Annotated in this window: 15 protein-coding genes; 1 reads left to right on the plus strand and 14 read right to left on the minus strand. The window is 38.1% G+C overall.

Annotated elements, in window-relative coordinates; genetic code table 11:
• The first annotated feature begins 148 nt into the window (after nt 1-148).
• On the plus strand, nt 149-1411 hold the full coding sequence (locus ACEN92_RS12275; protein WP_495638653.1) for an MFS transporter: 1263 nt from the start codon (nt 149-151) through the stop codon (nt 1409-1411).
• Between the two features lie 65 nt (nt 1412-1476).
• On the opposite strand, the gene ACEN92_RS12280 is transcribed toward ACEN92_RS12275, so the two are convergent.
• From ACEN92_RS12280 to ACEN92_RS12345, 14 genes are all read right to left on the minus strand, one after another.
• Nucleotides 1477-1791, minus strand: coding sequence for a type II toxin-antitoxin system RelE/ParE family toxin (locus tag ACEN92_RS12280; RefSeq protein WP_495638654.1), 315 nt, complete (start codon nt 1789-1791; stop codon nt 1477-1479).
• Nucleotides 1779-2012 (minus strand): hypothetical protein, encoded by a 234-nt coding sequence (locus tag ACEN92_RS12285; protein ID WP_495638655.1) that lies wholly within the window; start codon nt 2010-2012, stop codon nt 1779-1781. Before ACEN92_RS12285 ends, ACEN92_RS12280 begins: the two co-directional genes overlap by 13 nt.
• 77 nt (nt 2013-2089) lie before the next feature.
• Nucleotides 2090-2455, minus strand: a complete 366-nt coding sequence (locus ACEN92_RS12290; RefSeq protein WP_495638656.1) for a hypothetical protein — start codon at nt 2453-2455, stop codon at nt 2090-2092.
• 227 nt (nt 2456-2682) lie between these two features.
• Entirely contained in the window at nt 2683-3195 is a 513-nt protein-coding gene (locus ACEN92_RS12295; protein WP_495638657.1) for a hypothetical protein, read from the minus strand.
• Nucleotides 3188-4576 (minus strand): AAA family ATPase, encoded by a 1389-nt coding sequence (locus tag ACEN92_RS12300; RefSeq protein WP_495638658.1) that lies wholly within the window; start codon nt 4574-4576, stop codon nt 3188-3190. Before ACEN92_RS12300 ends, ACEN92_RS12295 begins: the two co-directional genes overlap by 8 nt.
• 147 nt (nt 4577-4723) lie before the next feature.
• Nucleotides 4724-7156, minus strand: coding sequence for a glycoside hydrolase family 2 TIM barrel-domain containing protein (locus tag ACEN92_RS12305; RefSeq protein ID WP_495638659.1), 2433 nt, complete (start codon nt 7154-7156; stop codon nt 4724-4726).
• Nucleotides 7157-7318: 162 nt separating this feature from the next.
• Nucleotides 7319-10816 carry a malectin domain-containing carbohydrate-binding protein gene (locus ACEN92_RS12310; RefSeq protein ID WP_495638660.1) on the minus strand — a complete coding sequence of 1166 codons (3498 nt, stop codon included), beginning with the start codon at nt 10814-10816 and terminating at the stop codon, nt 7319-7321.
• 397 nt (nt 10817-11213) lie between these two features.
• Entirely contained in the window at nt 11214-13946 is a 2733-nt protein-coding gene (locus ACEN92_RS12315) for an alpha-d-galacturonidase (RefSeq protein ID WP_495638661.1), read from the minus strand.
• Between the two features lie 130 nt (nt 13947-14076).
• Nucleotides 14077-14970, minus strand: coding sequence for a sugar phosphate isomerase/epimerase family protein (locus ACEN92_RS12320; RefSeq protein WP_495638662.1), 894 nt, complete (start codon nt 14968-14970; stop codon nt 14077-14079).
• A gap of 119 nt (nt 14971-15089) precedes the next feature.
• Nucleotides 15090-16238 (minus strand): sialidase family protein, encoded by a 1149-nt coding sequence (locus tag ACEN92_RS12325; protein WP_495638663.1) that lies wholly within the window; start codon nt 16236-16238, stop codon nt 15090-15092.
• A 129-nt stretch (nt 16239-16367) separates the two neighbouring features.
• Nucleotides 16368-19124: a glycoside hydrolase family 78 protein gene (locus ACEN92_RS12330; protein ID WP_495638664.1), complete on the minus strand. Its 2757-nt coding sequence runs from the start codon at nt 19122-19124 to the stop codon at nt 16368-16370.
• Between the two features lie 241 nt (nt 19125-19365).
• On the minus strand, nt 19366-20934 hold the full coding sequence (locus ACEN92_RS12335) for an MGH1-like glycoside hydrolase domain-containing protein (protein ID WP_495638665.1): 1569 nt from the start codon (nt 20932-20934) through the stop codon (nt 19366-19368).
• A 222-nt stretch (nt 20935-21156) separates the two neighbouring features.
• Nucleotides 21157-23622: a glycoside hydrolase family 95 protein gene (locus ACEN92_RS12340; RefSeq protein ID WP_495638666.1), complete on the minus strand. Its 2466-nt coding sequence runs from the start codon at nt 23620-23622 to the stop codon at nt 21157-21159.
• A 234-nt stretch (nt 23623-23856) separates the two neighbouring features.
• Nucleotides 23857-25284, minus strand: a complete 1428-nt coding sequence (locus ACEN92_RS12345; protein ID WP_495638667.1) for an acetylxylan esterase — start codon at nt 25282-25284, stop codon at nt 23857-23859.
• Nucleotides 25285-25292: the final 8 nt, after the last annotated feature.

Consider the following 25292-nt stretch of genomic DNA (forward strand, 5'->3'; position numbering starts at 1 on the left):
CAATATTTACTTTTTGTGCTGTTAACAAAGTTAAGATACTGCAACTTAATTATAATTTCTTTAGCACACATTACAAAATCAGATGGAAAAACAATTATCCCCGTTGCGTTTGAATTCGTATATTCGGCCATTATTTTGAAAAAAGAAAATGATTGCAAAATTGAATGAAAAAAAATCCTATCCATGGATTGTTGTTGGCTTGTTGTGGTTTGTCGCTTTATTGAATTATTTAGACCGACAAATGTTGTCAACTATGAAATCAGCGATGATGGATGACATTCCTGAATTGGCTAAAGCAGAAAATTTCGGTCTCTTGATGGCTATTTTCCTTTGGATATATGCACTTATGAGCCCCGTTTCCGGAATTATAGCCGATCGATTTAACCGAAAAAGAATAATCATAGCAAGTCTTTTTATTTGGTCCGGGGTTACTATGGCGATGGGTTATGCCACAACCTTCAATCAGATTTATATTTTGCGCGGCATTATGGGTTTCAGTGAAGCTTTTTATATTCCGGCTGCATTATCCTTAATTGCAGATTACCATCAGGAAAAAACACGCTCTTTTGCTATTGCCATTCATACCACCGGAATTTATTTAGGACAGGCGCTGGGCGGTTTTGGAGCCACTATTTCCAAACATTTTTCGTGGCATTTCAGCTTTCACTCCGTAGGTTTACTTGGGGTACTTTACAGTTTAGTACTGATCTTTTTTTTACAGGAAAAGAAAACTTACTTTTTTGATTCTGCAAAAAAGTCATCTATCCGTTATGAGTTCAGGCAAATGTTCAAAGGATTGGGAATGTTATTCGGTAATATTTCCTTTTGGGTTATACTCTTTTATTTCTCTGCACCAAGTTTACCGGGCTGGGCGGCCAAAAACTGGTTACCTACCTTATTTACTGAAACCTTACATTTAGACATGTCTCTGGCGGGACCCATTGCAACGGTAACCATTTCGATGTCTTCCTTTTTTGGTGTTTTAATTGGCGGTGCCATTTCAGACAGATGGGTGATGAAACATCTTAAAGGAAGAATTTACACCAGCGCTATTGGATTGTTTCTTACCATTCCGGCCTTGTTTTTATTTGGCTACTGCTGTGACACAGCAGCTATTATTTTGGGCGCTATTCTTTTTGGACTTGGATTTGGAATATACGACACCAATAATATGCCTATTCTTTGTCAGTTTGTTGCGCCTCGCTACCGTGCTACCGGATATGGAATTATGAATTTTACAGGTATTTCGGCCGGGGCAGTTATCACTGAGTTTTTAGGAAAAGCCGCTGATAATGGAGGAATGAGACACGTTTTTGTACTGCTGTTATTTGTAGTTGTGACTGCCATCGTTTTACAACTGGTTAGCCTGCATCCAAAAACTATAGATATGACTGAGGGAAATGAGGTTTGAGGTATTAAAAAAACCTGAAATTTTTTTTGACTTTTGATTATTTGAGTTTTTTATAGAGTAACTGCTTATTGATTGTTTTTCAAATGGTTTAATAATTTTTCTGGCTCCTGTCGATTATCCCAAAAACCCGTAATTATTATTTTTGAATGGTATTTTTGATAAAGGATACTATAATGACCAAGAGAAACTGCTCTGGTATTCTTAACCTCTGTTTTCTTTCCAAGATCAGGATTTAGTTTTAGTAAATCGGTTCGTTCCTTTATTTTTTGATTTAGCTTTTTAGCATACGTATTGCTTTTGTTTCTTTCAATCCAATATTCAAAAATGTGATTTCTTTGACGAATTGCAGTTTCAGTCCAAAATATATTTAACTGAGCCATTCCGAATCGCGTTTGTTCAGCTCAGATTCAGAAATGAATTTTCCGGTTTGAATGTCTTCTTCGCTCATTAACAACATTTCAATTTGTTCTGATGATAAAGAAATAATCTCTTCGGATTGTGTTGAATCAAAAATGCTATTTATGGCTTCCAACAATCTTTCGTTTTTAGTTGCTAAAATTCTGTCTATCAAACTATTTTTTATATTATCTAAAGCATTCATAGTTTCTTATTTTTTGTAAAGTTCGATATTTATTGTAAATTTTCCAAAGAACATTTTGGATGACTATGAATTTAGAATTATTTACTCCAATGATCAATTCGGGTGCTAACCAAAACGGAGTCGGAGTTGAAATTTACAATAAATGTTTTGGTTTCTACGGGATCAATATCTGTTCCGAAATCAGTATAAATTTCATATTCAAGCTGGATTGAATCTTCTGAACGTTCATTATAATTTCTTCCAAGTAATTTTTTTACATCATTGTATTTTATGCCTGGTTTTAAATAATTCTGTTTTAAATCCTGAATCATAAGCTCACGATGATTATAGTCTATATCATTACGAATTTTCCATTTTTTTTCTTCAAATTTTACCTGCTTTTGTTCGCAGGAAATCAAAAGAACTGAAATTATAAAAATTATTGTATGAAATTGTTTCATCATTATTTTATTGTCTTGCATTTATGAGCAGAAATAGATTCAATTTGAAAGATTACACAGCAAGGTAATTTTTGATTTGATTGTGTTCACGAGTGGGACGATCGCGCCAGCTTGCGAAAGTTTAATACAATTTCAAATGTCCTTCCAAACCCAATTCAACTATTTTTTGTAATGTTGAGAACAGGCTTACATTATTAGAAAATAGTGTCAACATTGAACTGGAAACACAATTATTTTAGATACATTTTCAACCAAAATTTACTATTACAAAATGTATGAAAATTATCTTGATAGTCAATCTCTTTCTGTTTTTGTTTTGGTTTAATATGTCTTTCACGTATAGAAATCTGCCTTATTTCAGGAACAATATTAAGATCATAAACACGGTTTAATGTAGAAATAACATATTCCGCAAAACATTTGCCTGCATTCAATTGTTTTGTTACATTATTATCTCCTTTTTTCAGCTCAATCAATAAAATATACAAATTGTTATTGTGCTCAGAAAAAATCATATAATCACAAAACAAAGTAACTTTTGCTTCTCCTCTATTAAAAAAAGGAAATAGTCCTTTTGGATAATCTTTTGCTGGTAGTGGTTTGTCAAAAGAAAAAGATAAATATTTCTTTTTATCACTAACAAACTCTATTTCCATTTTTTCTTGAAGTTCTTGAAGTTTTGTTATTTTATCTTCTTTAAAAAAATCATCTAAAATATTTGAGATATAGACTAATTTACTCATCTTCTCCACCATATTTTAATGTATAAAACAACTCTTCAGCAATCTTGTTCTGTTGTTCAATTGTTACATCTACAGATGGTATTTCGAAACCACTATCATCAATTTCTAAAGACTCAACTATAACTTGTTTATTGCTTCGTGATTTTAACGGATAATTAAAATAATGAACAGCAATATCTTCTTTTTGAATAAACTCATCTGCTGTATAACCATAAGATTTTTTAAGTGATTCTATTTCTGGCTTATCCGAAGAAAGCATAATTAAATTATTTAATTCTCTAACTACATAATCGCTATGTGTACTAATTAACAATCGGAATCCCTTATTGATTAAACGAGCAAATAATTTTGTTAAGATAATTTGATTATCAGGATGCAAATTAATTTCTGGTTCATCAATAATAATTAAATCATTATTTTGGGCAATGTGTTTTAAATATACTACTAAACTTGATAATGATTTTATTATAGAAGCTGTCATATGAATTGGTAAAACTCTCTTTGGAGCTTTATCCGCCTTAAACTGAATTTCTCCTTCACTAGTAATTTGTACTTTGCCGTGAAGTAATTCGTTTTCAATTTCCAAAGCAAAATCAAAAAACTTACTTGTTGTTTTTTTAGTTTCTGCTAAATCATCGGCAATCATTAAACCATCTTTTATAGGTAGCGGATATCTATTTGTTTTTTTAAATAACAAATCAAATCTATCAATCTTATTTTTTCCTGTCATAGCGTGAAAATGATCAACAGCTTCTTGTTTGCTTATAGAAAGTTCTTTACTAAATGTAAAAATAGAGTTTCTTTCAACTGGAAGAATATAGGTTGAGCCGATAGGATGTGTTGCTAACAGTGACAAAATAGATGAAAATAGAAAGAAATTTAAAGTATCAATATCTTTATTAGAAATTGTTTTCTCTTGAATCTCTAATACTAAAAAATCAGTACCTTTTGTTTTGCTAACTTCAATATCTATTTTTCGAATTGAAATTATAGCCTGAAATTCACAGTCAATAATTTGCTGTTTGAATTCTTCATTTGTTTCTCCAAAAGATATTTCAGTTTTTTCAAAATATTGCTTTGCTAAATCTACTCCAATGCCAAATAAACTATCAAAATTATCTTTAAAATTATCAATGATGCTTTTTCTATATGCATTTATAGCTTTAAAATTTATAATGTAATTGGTTTTTCTCTTTTCAATTAACTCCTTAGCCAAAGCTTCATCAGAACCAATATGTATTTGAGATTTCAGCAAACCATAAATCGCATAGGCCATGTATGTTTTTCCTGTTCCATTTGGTCCGCAAAAAACATTCAACTTTTTTGAAAGGTCAATTGTTCCTTCTTTTACTGCGCCTAATTCTTTTATATTTATTTTCATTTTCTTTCTCTTTGACATATTTATCAATAACACAAAAGTAGTAAATTTATGTTTGCTAATATTTCTTTACTCATAACAGAAAATATCCCACAAAAAAACTCCATTATCGCTAATGGAGTTTTCAATACAAATTATTTTCTAAAGTACTTATTCTACTTTTACAATTACTGTACTTGACATTCCGTTTACAGAAGAAGCCGTTAACTGAATATTTTCTTTCTTACCATTCGACTGAATGATGGCGATGCATTTACCATTGTATACTTTATAGGATGACGCTTTAAAAGAATCCAGATTAGCCTGATAACCGTTGTCGAGTCCAACCAGTTTTCCTCCTCCGGTTACTTCAAAATCGATTTTATGATCGGCATTCGGGATTAGGTTTCCATCTTTATCTGTGATGGAAACGGTTACGTAAACCAAATCGTAAGTATCGTTTTTTACGGTTGCTTTATCGGCTTTCAAATCTATTTTGGAAGCTTCTCCGGCGGTATGGATTTCCTTTTCCAAAACTACTTTTCCGTTCTTTCTGGAAATGGCTCTTAGGGTTCCCGGTTCAAATTTTACGCGCCACGAAATATGCAGATCGTCATTTTGTTTGGCTTTTTTGCCTAATGATTTTCCATTCATGAACAATTCTACTTCATCGGCATTGTTGTAATAGGCCCAAACATCGACTTCCTGATCTTTTTGCCAGTTCCAGTGCGGAAAAATATGCAAAACAGATTTCTTCGACCATTCGCTTTGGTACATATAGTAAACGTCTTTTGGAAAGCCTGCCAAATCTACGATTCCGAAATACGAACTTCTTGCGGGATACGGATACGGATCGGGTTCGCCCAGATAATCGAAGCCAGTCCAGATGAAAGTTCCAGCCATAAAATCCTGTTTTTTGATCGTTTTCCAATTTTCTTCGTGCGTTGCACCCCAATACGACTTCACCTGATCATAAGCCGAAACGGTCCAGTCAGCATTTCCGTCAAAAGGCGCGCCGTGTTTTGGTGGCCAGGCCTTAATTCCGTCCGAAGGAAAATCGTAATGTCCACGGGTTTCAAGTGCCGAAACACTTTCGGAAGCTAATATTTTTTTCCCTTTGAAACGAACCGGAAAGTCTTTATAATCTTCGTGTTTGTAATTGAATCCCAACAAATCCAAAGCGCCCGACTGGTAAATGAAATTTTTCTCGATAACATTCTCGGTCAAAGCACTCGTAACGGGACGAATGGTGTCAAGCGATTTTACGATTTGAGCCAATTCTCTGGTAATCGCAATTCCGGTGCTGTCAAATTGTTCACGGATTTCGTTTCCGATACTCCACATAATTACCGAAGGATGATTTCGGTCTCTTTTGATGAAATCTTCCAGATCCTGTTTGTGCCACGCATCCCAGTCTTTATGGTAATCGTTGGTCACTTTTTTCTTTTTCCAGACATCGGTAAACTCATCCTGAACAATAAATCCCATTTCGTCACACAACTGCATCATCTCCAAAGAATGCGGATTATGTGCCATTCGAATAGCATTAGCCCCCATTTCTTTCATGATTTTCAGTTTTCTTTTAACAGCGTGAATGTTCTCCACAGCTCCCAAAGCACCGTTGTCGTGATGCAGGCAAACACCTAATATTTTGGTTGGTTTTCCGTTTAATGAAAAGCCTTTTTCAGCATCGAAATTGAAAAATCGAAATCCTAAAGGCGTTTCGTAATTATCGACAGCTTTTGAATTTTCGTAAATCGTAGTAACAATTTTATACAGATTCGGATTTTCGGTATCCCACAATTTTGGCTGGTTTACGTTTAGATTGTGAATCTTTTTTGAGTTTGTATTGGCTCCGATTTTTTCTGTTGTTTTGGCATTCGCGACTTCTTTATTATTCGCATCCAAAATAGAAGTTACCAATTGGAATTCTTTTTCAGAATTTGTTTTATTTTCGATGGTTACCTCCAAATGTACCGATGCTTTTTCAGCCGAAACTTCAGGTGTTGTTACATACGTTCCCCATTTCGCAACATGCAGTTTTTCGCTCGCCACCAATCGTACGTTTCTGTAAATTCCGGAACCTGTGTACCATCTGGAATTGGGCTGTGCATCGTTATCGACTTTTACGGCAATGATATTTTCCTTTCCAAAATTTAAATATTGCGACAATTCATAGGTGAATGAAATGTATCCGTTCGGGCGTATTCCTAACGAATGTCCGTTAATGAATACTTCACTATTTTTGAAAACGCCGTCAAATTCTATCGAAACCGATTTGTTTGCCCAATCCGCAGGAACGGTAAAAGTTTTGCGGTACCAGCCTTTTCCAGCCGGCAAAAATGCCTGTGCCTGTTTGGTTTTACTGTCTTTATCGAAATTACCTTCGATGCTCCAGTCGTGCGGCAATTGCAAAGTTCTCCAATCGGCAGTATTGAAATTGGACTCGATTGCCGTTGGATAATCGCCTAATTTGAAGTTCCAGTTTTGATTGAAATCCTCGACGATTCTCGCATTTTTACTTTTTGATGCACAGGCAACTAAAAGCGATAATGCCAATACAATTGCTGTTTTTTGTAAAACGTTTTGATATTTTTTTACCATTGTAAATATTTTTAAAACCAAATAGCATAATAAGATTTTGAAAGTGTTTCTCGCAGATTTTGCAGATTTCGCAGATTTTTTATTCAATTAAATATATCAATTTTAGAATCTTTCTTCTTTACTCTTTTCTCTATTTTCTATTTTCTATTTTCTATTTTCTCTCTACTGAAACTCAAAAGAATCCAAAAGCAATCCTTTCATATCTTCTGATTCTATTGTGATTTTATAGATTCCTGCGTTGATGTAACCTCCGGAAGTTGTGTTTAATATCTTCCATTTTTCTGTTGCTGAAGGAAATTCAATCGTGTCATTTCGCATCAGGATTCCGTAGGCGTCTTCCATTTTGAATTTGACTTTCAAAGGTGTTTCGTTTTTGTTCATAAAACGGAAACGCATTAGGTAAATTCCCGCAACTCCGGGTTTTACTTCAAACTGAATGCTGTTTTTTGTTTTTTGTGTAAATTCGATGTAATCCGCTTTTTTGAAGTTTCCTTTTTCGATTCCGTTTCCTGTGGTTTTGGCGGTTTCAGCTTCCAAAAGTACAACGGGTCTTGAATCGTCTTTTTCACCCATATCGTAAGTTGGAACAACTGCGATTGAGTTATTTTCAAAGCTAACTTTTTCTGCTTTTTTGACTTTTTTATGGAAAACAGAAAATTCAATTTTATCTGAATTTTTAGCTGTTTCGGTCATTCTTTTGTAACCAGAAATAGAATCTTTTGATTGGGTAAACAGATAGATTTCTGAATCTTCTTTGGTTACAAATGAACCCGAAGATTTTGATTTTGATGAAATCTGCAAATAATCTGCTCCATAAACTTCAGCGGGTAATTGCGTAAAAACAACTTCGGAATCTGAATATTGTTTTGAATTGATATCCAGCCAGGAACCGATTTTAGTTTCTGAATTACTTACAACATTCTGAATATTCCTTGGCGAAGCCGAAGCTCCTTTTACCGTTTTATCTTTGGTGGCAATCGCAATTGCCGAAATAATAGCCTGACTCGCTTTTACATTCGGGAACGAGATAACAATTTTTCCGTTTTTACTTTTCACGACGAAGGTTTTCTTTAAAGCCGAATCGTGTCCGACTTCACTCCAGATATCCAAATCTTTCAGCACCACATTGTCATTGATGGCTACGTCAAACAAGCGCCACCCTTTGCAATCCAATCCGCCTCCGGTTCCGTACCAGGGTTCTGTAAAATATAATTCTAGCAGATATTCTCCGTCCGGAGCTGGGAATTCGTAACGGAGTTTGTCGATTCCGTATCTGAAACTCTGAAATAATTTCCAGTCTTTTGTTCCAGAAATTGGGTCGAAAGTGCTTCTTTGACTGGCAAAAAAATCAGGCAATTGCTTGAAATTATCTGTCCACGACAAAGAACCCCAGGTGTTTTCTCCGCTTTTGTGAACATCAGCCTGCCATAAATTTCCGAGAGAATCGGTGATTTCACTACCGCCACTATTGACTCTGTAAATGTAATTGTAGTTTTTTTGAGGCTGTAAAAGTGTTTCTTTTTTGGTTTCTAATGCTTTGAAATTAGGTGCTTTTGGCAAACTGTTCAAAACGATATAGTCTTTGGCAACGGCTTTTCCGTTTACATAACCCACAGCATACAAAACGTTGTATTGAATGTTGACATTGTTCCATTGAAAATGCTGTCCCAATCCCGGATTTTTTAGTTTACCCAATGATGTTTTATCGATATCATTGAACAATTCGACCTCATCACAATTGGAGTACACATCGATTCCGTTTTTGATTCCCGGAGCATCCCAGCGATTCGGCCAGGTGTGCGAAACGATATAGACCATTGGATTGGTTTTGTTGGAAACATAATTTGCGCGGTACATATAATAAGCATCCAGAGGTTCGCCCCAAATACTGAAAAGTCCTTTGTAATTGACGGGTCCAACTTTGTCTATATCACGAAATCCTTCACCGTTTTGCACGCGTCCCGGATTTTCGTGTGAAGCAAAAAGCCAGTTGAATTGTCCCGCAATTTTATCTTTTACCGATTCGGCTTCACGGACTTTGATTTCCATTAATTGCGAGAAACGGTTTTCGCTTAAAACTCCTTTTTGATCAAATTCGCCTTCGGTATGGAGGTCGTGTGAACGCCAGGCACCGTATTCTCCGTTTAGCAATTGCGTGCTCATTTCGACATCATAATTAAACGGATCGCCACCATAGGTTCCCGACCAGTTTTGCACGACATTCCAATCGGTTCCTTCACCTCCGTTGCAGGTTGTAACGATGCGTTGCGAAGCCGACATTGGATCCATTTCGCGGATGATTTGGGTACATTCTTCGGCAAATTCTTTTGGAATCGTGCTTTCGTTTTGCAAACCCCACATCACGACCGACGCATTATTTCGGCGTTCCTTAATCCATTCTCGTAATAAGGTTTTGAAATTCTCTTTGAATTCGGGTGTGTCGTACCAAATATGTGCCGAAAACTGACTCCAAAACAGGATTCCGTTTTGGTCCAGTTCTTCCTGATATTTTAGATTGTGAGGCTGATGTGCTTCGCGAAAAGCATTGAAACCTCCTGCTTTTATTTGTTCGATTCTGGAATGGATTTGCTCATCTGAAAATGAATGACTGTTTCCAATTAAGTGTTCGTATTCGCAGGTTCCGTTGATGAACAAAGGCTCGTCATTAATGTAAAAACGATTGTCTTTTCCGTCACGACTCACCGGCCAGCTTACCCAACGGATTCCGTAAGGTGTTTTTAATTCGTCTATTTTTTTTCCGTTTTCATAAATTGTAGTCACTAATTCATATAAATACGGATTGGCTGGCGACCATAATCTTGGATTTGCAAATTCTGGAAGTGTTTGTGCTATTTGTTTTGTTTCTCCTGAAGTGGTTTTGATATCACTTTTTACACTAACGACTTTCTTTCCGTTTTTATCAAAAAGGGTGTTTTCGATAGTTAGGTTTCGGTTTGAAGTTCCGTAGTTTTTGATTTCGGTAGTAATGTTCAGGATTGCTTTTTCTTTGGAAGTTGCTTTGTCATTCCAAATATGAACGCCGAAAGGTTCTATCCGAACTTCATCGGTAACGACTAAAGTTACAGGTCTGAAAATACCCATTGGCTGTGAGCCTTCCGAGAATCCCCATTCTCCCGAACAACCGCCACAAACCCAAGGCAAATCGGCAATGAATGACGGATGTGATGCTTTGACAATTATATCATTTGCTTTTTCGAAAGAAACTGCGTTGGTGATATCGACTGTAAAAGTGGTTCTTCCGCCTTTGTGTTCACCGACTTTTTTGCCATTTACCCAAACTGTGGCATAGGAACTTACGCCTTCAAAAAACAGGAAATGTCTTTTCCCACTGTCTTTTTTATCTAACTGTAGTGTTTTATGGTACCATGCCGTTCCATGCAGATTGCCGTGTTTGGTTCTTAGAAAACCGTAATACTGATCCCAATTGTGGGGTACGTTTACTTTTTGCCATTGTGTGTTGACTTTTGGATTTTGCACAAAAGTTTCTTCTTTTTCCGGAAGCTGATTTAAAACAATGGTTTCCCAGGAGGAATTCAGCGAAACTTCTTTACGAAACTTCGCCTGCCCCTTGCTGCTTTGACTCCATACAAAGCAAGCACCTACAAAAAAACAAAAAATAAAAAAAACTATTTTCTTCATACTTTATATTGAACCTTTTATTAAACCATATAAGTTATATAAGGTCATTTAAGTTGGATTCTTTATGCTCCTTTTGTCATTTCGACGAAGGAGAAATCTCCGTTAGTAACTCCTCAAAGAAATGTTGTCAATCTTTGTCGTGCATCTTGCGGAGATTGCTTCGCCAATTCGCTTTCGCTCATGTCCTCGTACCTCGGGATGACAAGATTGTGTTTTTTATTCTTAACCTTTATCCTCACGTCATGCGATTGCTTCGTTCCTCGCAATGACTCGTTTGTTCGCGTGAGGGATAGCAGTGGAGCTCTTTTTTTGATCCCGTAAAAAAACGGGATCAAAAAAAAGCGGGAACGTACAGCCCGACCCGAAGTTTTTCACGGAGGGTCACGCCCAAATTATCTTAATAAAACAACCAGTCTACCGCCCCTTTTTCGCCTTCGTCGATATAGCCGACATCACGGGTCGTAATGGTTTGATTGGCGTCGATGAAGCCCAAAATCAGGACTCTTCCTTTGCCCAAATCGAGTTTGTTTTCGCCCGGTTCGAAGGTGTAGGTGTGAATGTTGATTCGTGGCAATTCCTTTAAATTCATTGCGCTTGCCAGGATTACTTCGGCCTGACCGTGGGCATTTCCGGCTGCGTCTGTCTCCAGGCTTGGCGGGAATAAAAATCTTTTTTGGTCGGAATTGAAATAACCTACCACCAGTTTTACGGCTTTGTTGTTTTTGAATTTCAGGTGCGTTCCGTTTTCGTTTTGCGACGCTTCATCAAATGCAATTCCTTTTAGGTTTTGTAATTCAGGAGCTACTTTTATCAGTTCTGAAATTGGTGTTCCGTATACTTTTGTTCCGTTTTTGACTGCGAAAGTTCCTTTGCTATCGCTTAATAAAGTTACCTCAGCGGTTTTCCACGGCTTGCCTTCTTTGGTTACGATTTTACCGTCTTTGGATGATTTTAAAAGATCCAGATTTCGTTTGAAATTTGCCAATTCACGTTCGTAATGTGGTAATAATTCGGTCCATGTCTTGTTGTTTCCGTCGTCTCCGCCAATCGGGATACGGCGTTGTGCCGTCTGCATACTGTTGGCATACAAATAATGGTCTTTGGTTAAACCGACCAAATGCTCGTAATATTCGATGCTTTTTTCGAGATGCGGAAGGGCTTTATCCAAATCGGCAATTTCGTTGGAATAGCTGTAACGCAGGACCAGTAAAGCGGCTTTTACTTTCTCCGAAAAGAAATCGGCGAAAGCTTTATAAGCGTGCATATCGTTTTTAAGACGCAGGAATTCTTCCTTGTCTTTGGTTACTTTTGACTCGGCTTTGTCGATGGCTTCAACGGCCAATCTTCCATGTTCCGTGATTTCGGCAATGATCTGCGTTGGCAATTCACCTGAATGCGGTTGTTTGTTCCACTCTTTTTTGGCATACTCCAAAAGCAATTCTCCCGGAGGCCCGCAAGATTCGTGGAATCCCGGATAGACTCTCCATTTCGAAGGATTGACCAACTGGCTTTCGAACATTCCCAGCAATAAAGTTTGACGATTTCCTTCAGTGATTCCGAAACGTCTTAAAGTTTTTGGGGCAATTTCGCCAGATTCATCGTAGGCTTTTTGAATATTATTGGCTGCTTCTAAATCGGTTCCGTATTTAGCTGCCAGGTCTTTATCCCAATATTTAATTTCTTCGTTTCGATCTCTTTTGCTTTCCCACGCATATCTCGCCCAGGCTTTGTACCAAATCCAGTCACGATCCATTTCGAGCAATCGTTCGCCTGTTTTGGTTTTATCTGCCGAATACGGCCAGTCCCAATAAGATGCCTGCGGGTACAGGTGTAATGCGTTGGCACCGTGAACGCTGTGCATGGCTTTTACTGTTTTTTGGATAAAGTCTGGCGATCCGTAACGGAAAGGCTCCAAATTGGCCAAAATATGTACGTTTTCGATATGAATTGATTTTAAAGCACTTAACTGTTTGTGCGTTTCGCCCCAAGGTCCGCCCGGTGTGTAAGTCGTCAGGGATTCTCCGGTATATTTACTTTCTGTGTACAGGTTTTTATACAACGGAAGCGATTTTTCCATTACCAATGGTCCATCTGTATCGTGAGAACGCAGAATAATTGGCGGTTCATCTGTTCTTCCTAAGGCTTTCAGACCGTCCTGAACACCAGGAATAATGGTTTTGGTGAACCATTCCACATCATCATCGATGGTGTTGATGGCTTCTCCAAGGCAAACCAACAATCCAACGTTTGGATATTTTTCGATAAAGGCCGCAATTGATTTTCTGGTATAATCCGAAAGCAAAGGCGTTATCGGACGCGAACGATCCTGTGTTTTAATGTTATAATGCTCCGCAAATGGTTTGGAAACGATGATATTATAGAACATCTGGATTACCCAGATTCCTCTTTTGTTGGCTTCTACGGTCAGAAATTTATAAATTTCTTCGTTCTTTTTGAAATCTTCTTCGCTTACTTCCAATGCAAAAGGGTAATCTTTTAGTTTTACCAACGATGCAAAAGGGTGTCCGTTCCATAAATACAAAGAGTTCATTCGGTTTTCGACCATCATATCAAGGTACTTTGTCCATAGTTTTTTATCGTAAAACCAAGGAAAAGTTTCGGGTGTGTATGGGTATTCGTAAACGTCCCTGCCTGGAAGATAAACCGGTTTTTGCATTCCGATACAGGCTCCTCTCAAAACCATTTCGGGACTGTCGTCGATATTGATTTCTGATGGAATCTCACCAGCTGTTTTGATTTGGTCTGCCAATTCAAAAGCGCCGTACAAAGCACCGCTTGCATCTGTTCCTTCAATGAAAATGATGTTTTTTTGCGTGCGGATCTGAAAACCTTCTTTCTTGGTTAGTTGGCTGTCGTCTATTTTAGCCGTTTTGGCATTTTGTTTCCAGAAATCGGTTCCTTTTTGACCAATGACGATTACTTTATCTTTTGATTTTTTAGGGGCTTTGTCTGCAAAAGTGACTTTGAATCCTTTTGCAGTTGCGGTTTCTGATAATTTTTGAGCACCAAATTCGGCTCTTGGCGCTTTCGCATCACGAACAATGGTGATGTTTTGCGCTGATGCAAATGTGGTACATAGTCCTAAAAAAAGTAAGCTTAAATATTTCATTGTATTATGTTTTTGACCACAAATTGCACAAATTAGCACAAATTATAATCTTGTTTTTTGCCACAGATTAAAAAGATTTTCACAGATTTTAAAAATCCTTTTAATCTTTTTAATCTGTGGCTAAATGATTTTAATTCTGAAAAATTTTCTTCAAATATGCAACGTTTGCTCCGTAATTCGCTTTTACATTATGCACCTGCGTTACATCACGGGAGCGTTCTACGATTAGCCAGCCACTCCATTTCATTTCGTCCAGTGTTTTTTTGATTTTTGGCATATCGACATTTTTATCGTTTTCCAGCCAAACGTTATCTGTTGTGGAAGCGTGAATTTGTGCCAAATGTTTTTTGCCTAAAATCTTCAATTCGGTTGCGATATCTCTTCCGTTATCTACGGCATTCGCAAAATTGAAAGAGCTTTTGATGTGTTTACAGCCAATTTCTTCCAACAGTTTTTTCTCTTCGGTAGCATTTAGTGAAGTTTCAATGGCAATTATTCCTCCGATTTTACCGACTTGTTTGCCAGCCCATTTTAATCTTTCGATAATGATTGGGCGCAGTTCCGGATTTTTTGTCAAATCGCTTTCTGTTCCTAATGGAAGATAAGCTACTTTCACCTTCATATTTTTCATGGTTGCCACACAATCGTTAATCATACGGGCAATCGAATCCCTTTTAGCGAATGACTGTGCGTAAAATCCGGACATTGCGATGGAACTAATTCCAACACCTGTTTCTTTGGATTTATCCAGAAACTTTTGTCTTTCTATCGGGTCGCCCAGTTTGCTGTCGAAAGTGGGTCTTTTTCCCAAACCGCCCATATCGAGTTCGATTCCGTCTGCTTTTATTTCGCTTGCCAAACCGAATGCTCCGAGTTTTTGTCTTTTTAAAATCATCCAGTCGCAAACTGCCACTTTGTACTTTTGTTTTTTACTGGATTGTGCTGAAACTAGATTACTGAATGTTCCTGATAGAACAACCAACATTGCAACAATTAAGTTACTTTTTAAATAAGTTAAATTCATATTTATTATTTATTATTACCACACATTAAAAAAATAATCTGCTAAATCTGCTAAATCTGCGAGAGTAATTTTTCCCGCAGATTTAGCAGATTATGGAGATTTATCTATGGCAAATATTTTTACTCTTCTTCCGCTTTTACAGCTGTTACCACTTTCCCTTCATCACCCGGCCAGATTCCGTTTTTGATTGGAAGTGCTACCAATTTACTCGGATCAACTTTTACATATTTCAGTTTTTGTCTTCTCCAGGTGTACACGATATGCACCATTCCATCTGAACTCTGAATTATTGACGGATACGAATATTGGCTGATTTTTGAATCTTCCAAAACCAAAGTCGCTTTCCAGTTGATTCCATCATCTGAAATAGAAAGATTTAAAGGTGTTCTTGGTCCTTTAGATTCAGTCCCCGGAGGCAGGACATGGTTGTACACCAATAAATGTTTTCCATTTTTCAATGTTACCGCATCAGTTCCGGAGTTGTTGTTTGGCAATCCGAGCAATTCTAAATCCGACCAGGTTTTTCCGTTGTCTTTAGAAAAAGTGCTAAAAATAGCTCTATTTTTGGTTCTTCCAATCGCCTGAATGCTTCCATCTTTATGAAACAAAATACTTGGCTGAATAGCATTTATTTTTTGTTTGCCTCTTGAAATGGTATCGCCTAAAACCCAGGTTTTTCCGAAGTCGGGAGTGGATTCCATACGCAAGTGCCAGCCATTTCCTTCGGTACTTGAAGGAAGCAATAAGGTTCCGTTGCTTAATAAGACCGGTTTGTTTTTAATTGGTCCCAAGAAATCTTTACTTGGCATATCAATCTTATCAGACCAGGTTTTTCCGCCATCGGAAGAAGTTCTGTAAACGCCCCACCACTCGGATGGTTTTGGTCCAATTTTATAGAACAGCATCAAATCTCCACCGGGAATTTGGTACAAAACTGGATTCCAGGTTGGAAATCTTGTGCCGTCTTTCATAACACCATCTGCTACCTTAATGGGTTCACCCCATTTATCGCTTCCTTTTGGTTTTATAGCCGAATAAATACAAACATCCGGATGTCTTTCGTGTGATCCTCCAAACCAGGCCGAAACTAAATCTCCGTTGGTTGCTTCCACAATCGTTACGGAATGGCAGGAAGGATAAGGTGCTTTATCGTAAATGAATTCATCTACTAAAATTCCTTCTTTCCATGTCTTTTTTTCCAAAGCAGATTTACAGCTTCCCAAAAGTAGCAGTCCAAAAAAGGCGATAGTTATGTGTTTCAATTTCATTATTTATATTTTAAAATATTATAGTATTTATTTTCAATGTATTATACAAATATTCGAATGCAAAAATTTATTAAGTGTAAAAATGACACTAAATAATCAGACAAGCATCCTGTACTGTCCCGAATTATCTTATTGAAGCCTTAGATTTACTGTATAAGAACCAGATTCTAAAGTCAAGACAATGTTGTTGTTTTCTGTTTTATAAGAGGATGAAAACTTAGCCAGTTTTTGCTTGTTTACTGTTACCGATGAAGCATTTGTCGTTGGCAAATACACTACAGCAGATGAATTGGCCGGAATGGTAATTTTCCATTCTAAAGTGTTTTTATTTTTCTTCCAGTCGCTTTTTATCAGACCATAAATAGATTCGTAAGAAGCGTTTACAAAAGTAAGTCCCGCATTGAAATCTGGTTTCATAATGATTTGTTTGAAACCCGGAGTTTCTGGATTGCTCTTGATACCCGCCATATTTTCGTAGTACCAAATCAGTAAATCACCCAAAAGCATTACATGATTTTGTGAATTCATTGATGGGTCTGCCGTATTTCCGTTCCATAATTCCCAAATAGTTGTGGCACCATTTTCAACCATAAAGCCCCAGCTTGGGTAGGTTTTGTTGGAAGCCAGTTTGAAAGCCAAATCTCCCCTTCCGAAGTTTGTCAGCGTTCGCATCAGAAATTGCGTTCCGATTACACCTGTGCTGATATGACCGTTTTTGGTAACCTCAACTTCGTGAACCATATTTTGGAAAACCTTGTCAATTAGATTTTCAGGAACCAGCCTGAAAGCCAAAGGCAAGACATTTGCCGTTACAGTATTATTGGCGTAGTAGTTTTTTTCGGTATTTAGAAATTTGGCATTGAATGCTTTTTTGATTCTTGTTGTCAAATCATCATAATGTGCAATATCAGCATCTGCATTTGCGATTTTGGCAAACTTTTTCATAATTCCCAAAAGCTGATAATAAAACGCACTCGACAATAATTGTCCATCCGTTAAACGGGCAGGATCTTTGGAACGAATCAACTCTAATGATTCCGGGGGAACACACCAATCACCGTATTTGTCTTTATCCATTAAATCATTTTGCAGATAATTTTCTTCCATATAAACCATCCATTTTTTCATAGACGGGTATTGTTTTTTGATCACTTCTTTGTCGCCAAATTGTTGGTACAGCATATCGCCCACCGTGATATACGTTCCCGGCCAGGTCACATTATCACCGTAATAACGCCAGAACGCTGGTGCTACATCTGGTAATCCTCCATCTTGGGTTTGCGAATATTTAATATCATCGAGCCATTTGGCATACAAAGTCTGATTGTCGAATAAAAAACTTTCGCCATAAGCACCTGTAGTTCTATCTCCCAACCAAGGCTGACGTTCGTTTCGCTGTGGACAATCGATTGGCATTCCTTTGTAATTTCCGCTGATTCCCCACCAGGCATTTTTAAAAATCTGGTTCATCGTCGCATCCGAAGATTCGAAAGTTCCGGTTGTTTTGATATCGTCATAAACCACTTTCCCGACGAAATTATCCAAAGTTGGTTTGGTCGGAAAACCCGAAACTTCTACAAATCGAAATCCGTGAAATATAAAACGGGGTTCCCAAATTTCTTCACCTTCGCCTTTCAAAGTATAAACATCTGTCGTTTTCGCATCACGTAAATTGGCAATGTACAGCGAACCATCAGCCTGTAAAGATTCGGCAAATTTCATCGTGATCTGGTCACCACTTTTTCCTTTTACTTTCAGTTGCAACCATCCCACCATATTCTGACCCATATCCAAAATATAAGTTCCTTTTGAAGTCGGTTTTATGGAGATTGGTTTTACCTCGCCCATAATTTTCATATTCGGCATCATCTGTGCTTCATAAAAACCGCCCGGTTCCTGAACGTATCTGGCATTTACCCAGTTTTTATAGTCAAAATTAGTTGTAGCCCAGCCTTTCATTTCCTTGCGGGCATCGTATTCTTCGCCATCGTATTCGTTGTTGGACAAAATCGGTCCGTCAGTAGTTAATTTCCAGGTGTCGTCAGTTCGGATGATGTCTTTGGTTCCATCGGCGTATTCGACAAACAATTGTAAAGCCATTTTTGGGAAACCAAATGATTTTATTTTATACGGTTTGTAATCCTGACGCATCGCAAAAAAACGTCCGTTTCCTAAAATCGTTCCCAGCATGTTTTTACCTTCTTTCAATTGCGAAGTCACATCAAAAACATTGTATTTTACGTTTTTCGTGTAATCCGTCGGAACGGGTGCCAAAACCTGATCGCCAATTTTATTTCCGTTGATGTAAAGCTCATACAAGCCCATTCCCATAATATAAACCTTGGCCGATTTGACTTGTTTTTTCAGATTGATTTCTTTTCGCAAATAACGCGCAGACAATCTCGAATACTGGGAAACGCTGTCATCCTTCGACAATTTTTCATAGCCAATCCAGCGAGTCGATTTCCAGTCGGCATAGGTTAAAATTCCGATGCTGAAATGAGCGTTTTCTGCCGATTTAATTTCTCCTTTATTGGTAAAAACACTTACTTTCCAAAACGCATTTTGTCGATCTCCCAGCTTTTTTCCGTTGTAAATTATATTGACAGATCCGTTGCTTGTTACTTTTCCGCTATCCCACAAATCGGCTTTGTTCGCATTCAGGTTTTCTAAAGTCGAAGCAACCATAATTTGATAGGCCGTTTGTTTTACATCGTTCACATCCGACTTTATCTGCCAGCTCAAACGGGGTTGCACCACATCAATTCCTTCCGGGTTGTTCAGCATTTCGCATTGCAGATTGGTGACGCTGATTTTATTTTGGGCTTGCGCCGAAAATGTAAAAAGTGTAATGATGAATGTAAGATGTAAAAAAAACTTTTTCATTATTATATTTTTTAAACTGATTTTGCTATAATTTTTTTCTCACGCAGATTTAGCAGATCGAGCAGATTTTTTTTTCTCATTTTTGTCATTCTGACGAAGGAAGAATCTTCGCAATAAACTCCACAATCAAAATCGTCAATCTTTGTAGAGCCACTAATGGAGATTCCTCCTTCGTCAGAATGACAAACTAAGTAAAAATCCGTGCTTATCCGTTTTAATTTGTGTCATCCTTGTCTCAATTTTATTCCGATACTAATTTCTCCAATTTTTCTGAAACAGCAATTTCCTTACCATTCTTAAAAATCCTAAACCCTTTTCCTTTACCATATTTCTCCCCTGTTTTATCCCAAAGAATCGTAATGATATTCCCATGATACAACACATTATCCAGACAAAACCAATCCCATTTTTCCTGTGGAATTAACGGATTCACTTCCACCTTTTCATCTGCACTTGGACGCAAGCCAACCAATCCCGTAATTATCAAATCATTGAAAGTCGAGTGATTGTAGTAACGGCTTCTTTCCTTGTCACCCATCAGCCAATAACCTGTCGTTTCGTCCAGATATTCTCCAATGTATGGTTTCCCACGGTAATATTGCGACTGCACATACAATTCCATCTGCTTGAAATAATCCGTTTTGGCAACGAAAGTTTGATTGTAATTATTCAAAACATTCGCCAAAGCCGTCAAAGTCTGTGAACTCGCAAAGGGCCAAATCGCTCCGTCCCATTCGCAGGTTCCGGTTCCGTGAGTTCTAAAACGTGGGCTTCTGCGCTCGGCAGTAGTCAAACCAAAAGGAGCCGAAAACCCTTTTTCATCCTTAATCTGTTCCCAGGCTTTTTCAAAACCTTTGCCTTTTTGTGGCAGGTTAAAATACCACGGAATAAAACCAATTGCCTCTCTTACCTGCGCCAGCGTATCTTTTTCGGTAAACGTTTCAAAGAATTCACTTTTCTTATTCCATAATTTGTTTTCCACCAATTGTTGCAAAACATCAGCTTTGGCTTTAAATTTAGCCTCCACTTCTTTGTCGCCTTTCATCGATGCCATTTTTGAAATCGCCACAGCATTTCCATACATATAGCTGTTAATCGTCGGTCTTGCATTTTGTACTTTCCGCCCGCCACTCAACGATTCTTCCATACCATCCTTTACATCGTGTTGCCAAAACAAACCATCTTTACGCTGGCGGTCTTTTTCCCAAACGGCATAATCCGTCACCATATCCGGGTACAAATCCAATAAGAATTTTTCATCCTTATTCACCAAATAACGATTGTACAGCGCATCAGCCGTCCAACTACTGAATTTATACAATTTGTTCATCGGTTTTCCTTCATTGCCACGGTACCAAATTTTGACATCCTGCTCAATGTACTGCGGATCGTGCACCCAGCGAAATTCATTAATATGATGCCCCAGTGCACAAGCAATCAAATTGTATTTATCCGCATACGAACGATCTACTAAAAACTCGGTAATTCCGAAACCAAGTGGCGTTTTCTTGATGTGTTTTCGAGCCGTCCACCAACGATAATAATAAATCTCCTCAAAATTCTGCTGTGGACATTCAAACAACGGAACATTCTTTTCCATCCAAGTCCACGCACTGTCATTCGGAATCGAAAATTTCAGATTCTCGTCTTCCATAGTGTTGAAATAATCCACATAATGCTTGAAATTATCTGCTTTCAAAACAACCGAAGTTCCTTTTTTAGAATGCCCCGCACCCGATTTACATCCGCTGTTCAAAGCCGAAATCAGGATCACAATCGCCATTATTTTGTATTTAAATTGGTGTAACATATTCTATTTATTTTAATTTTATGGGCGTGACCCTTCGTGAAAAACTTCGGGTCGTGCTGTACGTTCCCGCTTCCCAATGAAAAATCGGGAGAGCTCCACTGCCATCACTCACGCGGACTAACAATCATATTTCTTCTCCTGCAAGGTCTTTTTTTGACCTTGTAGGTATTCAAACTCAACAAACATACCTACAAGGTTTGAAAAAAAACCTTGCAGGAAATATTAATTCGCCGAAAAACTATAAGTCTGCCCAGCTTTCATCTCCACATCGTATTCATTATACTTTGGCAATTGTACTTTAGGTAATTTAGCTTCATTGGAAATAATCGGTTTTTTCACTTCAACATCATAAAACAACGGATTTGGGTTTTTACCTTTTGCTTTTTTAAGCACAATTCCTTTATCAGCTTTCAAAGTGTTTTCCAATTTCAATCGGCAGTTCCCTCCTAATTTTGAGTACACTTTCAAAGTCGAAACTTTATTATTTTTCCAGGTCATATCGATTACAAATCCGCCTCGGGTTACCAAACCTTTGATACTTCCGTGTTTCCAAACCGTTGGTAAAGCAGGCAATAAATGAATCGCATCTTCCTGACTCTGCATCAGCATTTCAGCGATTCCGGCTGTACAGCCAAAATTACCATCAATCTGAAACGGCTGGTGTGCATCGAGCATATTTGGGTAAGTTCCACCGCCTTTTCTTTGGTCAGCGGTTACCAAATGCAACTGGTCTTGGATTAATTTATAAGCGTGATTACCATCTAATAATCTTGCCCATAAATTTACTTTCCAACCCATTGACCAGCCTGTCGATTCGTCTGTCCTGTAAATCAGCGATTGTTTGGCTCCTTCAAATAATTCCGGTGTTTTGATTGGCGAAATCTGATTACTCGGAAACAAGCCGTACAAATGCGAAACGTGTCGGTGATTGTCTTTCGGGTTGTCCCAATCGTCCTGCCATTCCTGCAACTGACTGTGTTTTCCTATTTTCATAGGAGGCATTTTTGCCAAAGCTTCGCTTAATTTTTTAGTATAATTTTCATCCGGAGCCACCAGTTTCGAAGCTTTGATCACATTCGAAAACAAATCAAAAACCAACTGATTGTCCATAGTTGTTCCCGAAGCAATAGTCGATTTTCCAGTTCCTCCAGCGTGTGTGTTTTCAGGAGAACTTGATGGTACTACTACCAAATATCCTGTATTTGGATCGGTTATCATAAAGTCCAAAAAGAAATCGGCAGCCCCTTTAATTATTGGATATATTTCTTTTAAATAATTGATATCGCCTGTGTACAAATAGCGTTCCCACAAATCTTGCGAAACCCAGGCACCACCAGTCATCCACATTCCAGACGCAGCCGAATCAACCGGAGCGGTCACGCGCCAGATATCAGTGTTGTGGTGTAAAACCCAGCCGTTCGCATTGTACATTGTCCTGGCTGTTTCTGCTCCTGTAACGCTCAATTCTTTTGCCATTTGGATAAAAGGCTCGTGCATTTCGGTAAGATTGGTAACTTCTGCCGGCCAGTAATTCATCTCGGCATTGATATTTGTGGTGTATTTACTGTCCCAGGGCGGAGTGACCATATCATTCCAGATTCCCTGCAAATTCGCTGGCTGACCTCCCGGCTGTGAACTTGAAATCAACAAATAACGCCCAAATTGAAAATACAGACTCGCCAATTGCGGATCAAATTGATTTTTGAAATCACGAATTCTTTCGTTTGTTGGTTTTTTGATAGCATCGTTTGAGCCTAAATCCAAAGCAACTCTATTGAAGAACTTTTGATAATAAGCAACATGTTCTTTTTTGATAGTTTCAAAATCTTTTGAAATAGCTTTTTCCAAATAAGATTTGCTTTTTGCTACTTCGTCTTCAGTAATATCCTGATAGTTTTTAAAATTGGTTGCTATCGAAATGTAAAGCGTTACCTCATCAGCTTTGTTGATGATTAGGATTCCGTTGCTTGCCGAAACTTCTCCGCCTTTATTTTTAGCTTCGATTCGTCCCTGAAATTTTACTTTTCCTTTTACGCCTTCAAAATTAGTCCCAACTCCCGAAAGGATAATTTGGTTTCCTTCCGTTGACGGAACGGTTTTGTCAATCGGGCTGTTCATAAAAACATTGGCCGTAATCTGTCCCGGCTGGCTTGCCGATAATTTCACGACAATCACCTGATCTGAAAAAGAAGTCAGTATTTCTCTGGTAAATTCTACTCCGTTTACCGTGTATTTTACTTTTGCCGTAGCGTTTTCGATATCCAAGTCACGGTAATAATTGGTGTATTTTTGATGTCCCGGAAATGAAATATAAGCACTTCCAAAAGTCTGATACGGCATTCCGTCGTTCGTTTGCGACATAATATCCTGTGTTGCCAAAGCCTGTGCTTCATCAAATTTACCTTCGAAAACCAGCTTTCGCACTTTTGGTAAAGCCTCAATTGATTTGGTGTGAGCGTTCGTATTTGGTGAACCTGCCCAAATTGTTTCTTCGTTCAATTGCAGACGCTCTACTGCGGGATCTCCAAAAACCATTGCACCCAATCGGCCGTTACCCAAAGGCAATGCTTCGTTCCAGATCGTAGCGGGTTTGTCGTACCACAATTTTAGTTCGCTTTTGCTTTGCGCTGTTGAGGCGATGGAAACAATTCCGAAACAGATTGCTGTAATTTTATTTTTTAAATTCATAGTTTATGGTTGATAGTTAATAGTTGATTGTTGTTGGTTAATCAAGTATTAAATTCATATTTTTTCATTCCTTAATTTCTAATCAAAAGACAAATATTCTTGAGTTACGAGAGTGCGTGAGGGATAGAAGCAAGCTACCGAAGTAGCGCGGATAGCCCGACGCAATTTGAGAAAGGGGGCGACTAAACGGTTTTGAGGGTTGCCCCCTTTTTCAAATTGGGTCACGCCCAAATATTACTTCTTGACCTCATACACTTTCAGATTTTTTTCTCCGAACATTTCATATAATTTATCGATGTCTTTTAGAGCATTTTTAGGCAGATTTTCGGCTTTGTTGCCAAAAACATATAATTTCTCGTAAGGTTCAATCACGCAAGTTGATTCGTCGATTTCGCCTTTTTCGTTCTTCACTTTGTTCAGATCCAGACCTAAATATTTCGCCATAAACGGGTACAACGCCATACGTTTTGAAACGCCAAAATCGTGACCTTCTTTGGCAAAATGGGCATTTTCTACCAGATTTTTTTTGCCGTAGAGTTCGTAAGTTCTTTGGATGAAAGGAAATTCCAGTTCGGGAACGGCCAGTGTCCAGTCTTTTCCGTCTGACACAATTAGTTGTGGTTTTGGTGCCATCATTGCGGAGATTTCCGCATTATTGGTTCCGTTTCCGCAAAGGTGGATTCCGCGACCGCTTTCGCAAGGACAACCACCTGAAAAATGCGAAGAAACCATCACCACGGGAGCCGAAACTTTGATTCTGTCATCCAAAGCGGCGAGGAACATTGTGTGTGAACCTCCGCCCGAACCGCCTGTAACGCCTACTCGCAAAACATCGGCATTTTTTATGGTCGCCACATAATCCAATAATCGGATTCCGCTCAGGACCTGAACGGTTGAGGCGATACTGTTTCGGTGGGTTTGTTCGGGAAACTGAAGCAGGGATTCGCCCCATGCAAATAAATCGTAACTCACCACAATCGCTCCCATTTTGGCCATTATTGCGCAACGGTACTGCTCGTCTTTTCTGTATCTTCCGTCTCCAAAATGCCCGTCAGGTGTTAAGATTATAGCCGATTTTTTATTTAATGGATACGGTTTGTAAATTGAACCCGTCGTGTAAACGCCCGGCAAAATTTCTAGCGCGATATTCTCGACGCTGTAATCTTTATAGATTCGTTTTGGGGTTAAAATGGGTTTTGATTTTGGTGTTGGCGGTGCTTTGTCCAAACCAAAAGACGTGATCATACAGGCTTTTATTTCTTTTTTTCTGGCTTCCCAATCAGAAACATTGGAATATAAAGTCGTTAAGTAATCTAAACGCTCTTTTCCTTTATCGACTGAAACTTTGTGGTTTTCATATTTTCGGATTTGGTATTTTCCGTCCGGTTGTTTGAAATACGTCAGTTCAAAAGGGACTAAAACGTTGGCCAGAGAAACTTCTAAATTTCCCTGTTCGATTCGCCAATCTGCATAGTCTAATTCTTTTCCTTTCAATAAACCACGGTCATCAATTACGGTGATTTTGAAAATGGTTTCAATGTTTTTGATGGTTTCCGTAACCGGTTTTCTGAAATTTGTATCAGAAGTGCATTGCGCGTTTGCAAGCGTCAATCCGAAAATTGAAGCCAAAAAAGCAAACAGTATTTTTTTAATTGTAGTCATTTTTAAAT

This window comes from Flavobacterium sp. Flavsp81 (genome assembly GCF_059491325.1).

What these genes read in the sequence shown, in the direction of transcription:
- ACEN92_RS12275 (WP_495638653.1), top strand. Translation starts at nt 149, where the DNA reads ATGATTGCAAAATTGAATGAAAAAAAATCCTATCCATGGATTGTTGTT.
- ACEN92_RS12280 (WP_495638654.1), bottom strand. Translation starts at nt 1,791, where the DNA reads ATGGCTCAGTTAAATATATTTTGGACTGAAACTGCAATTCGTCAAAGA.
- ACEN92_RS12285 (WP_495638655.1), bottom strand. Translation starts at nt 2,012, where the DNA reads ATGAATGCTTTAGATAATATAAAAAATAGTTTGATAGACAGAATTTTA.
- ACEN92_RS12290 (WP_495638656.1), bottom strand. Translation starts at nt 2,455, where the DNA reads ATGATGAAACAATTTCATACAATAATTTTTATAATTTCAGTTCTTTTG.
- ACEN92_RS12295 (WP_495638657.1), bottom strand. Translation starts at nt 3,195, where the DNA reads ATGAGTAAATTAGTCTATATCTCAAATATTTTAGATGATTTTTTTAAA.
- ACEN92_RS12300 (WP_495638658.1), bottom strand. Translation starts at nt 4,576, where the DNA reads ATGAAAATAAATATAAAAGAATTAGGCGCAGTAAAAGAAGGAACAATT.
- ACEN92_RS12305 (WP_495638659.1), bottom strand. Translation starts at nt 7,156, where the DNA reads ATGGTAAAAAAATATCAAAACGTTTTACAAAAAACAGCAATTGTATTG.
- ACEN92_RS12310 (WP_495638660.1), bottom strand. Translation starts at nt 10,816, where the DNA reads ATGAAGAAAATAGTTTTTTTTATTTTTTGTTTTTTTGTAGGTGCTTGC.
- ACEN92_RS12315 (WP_495638661.1), bottom strand. Translation starts at nt 13,946, where the DNA reads ATGAAATATTTAAGCTTACTTTTTTTAGGACTATGTACCACATTTGCA.
- ACEN92_RS12320 (WP_495638662.1), bottom strand. Translation starts at nt 14,970, where the DNA reads ATGAATTTAACTTATTTAAAAAGTAACTTAATTGTTGCAATGTTGGTT.
- ACEN92_RS12325 (WP_495638663.1), bottom strand. Translation starts at nt 16,238, where the DNA reads ATGAAATTGAAACACATAACTATCGCCTTTTTTGGACTGCTACTTTTG.
- ACEN92_RS12330 (WP_495638664.1), bottom strand. Translation starts at nt 19,124, where the DNA reads ATGAAAAAGTTTTTTTTACATCTTACATTCATCATTACACTTTTTACA.
- ACEN92_RS12335 (WP_495638665.1), bottom strand. Translation starts at nt 20,934, where the DNA reads ATGTTACACCAATTTAAATACAAAATAATGGCGATTGTGATCCTGATT.
- ACEN92_RS12340 (WP_495638666.1), bottom strand. Translation starts at nt 23,622, where the DNA reads ATGAATTTAAAAAATAAAATTACAGCAATCTGTTTCGGAATTGTTTCC.
- ACEN92_RS12345 (WP_495638667.1), bottom strand. Translation starts at nt 25,284, where the DNA reads ATGACTACAATTAAAAAAATACTGTTTGCTTTTTTGGCTTCAATTTTC.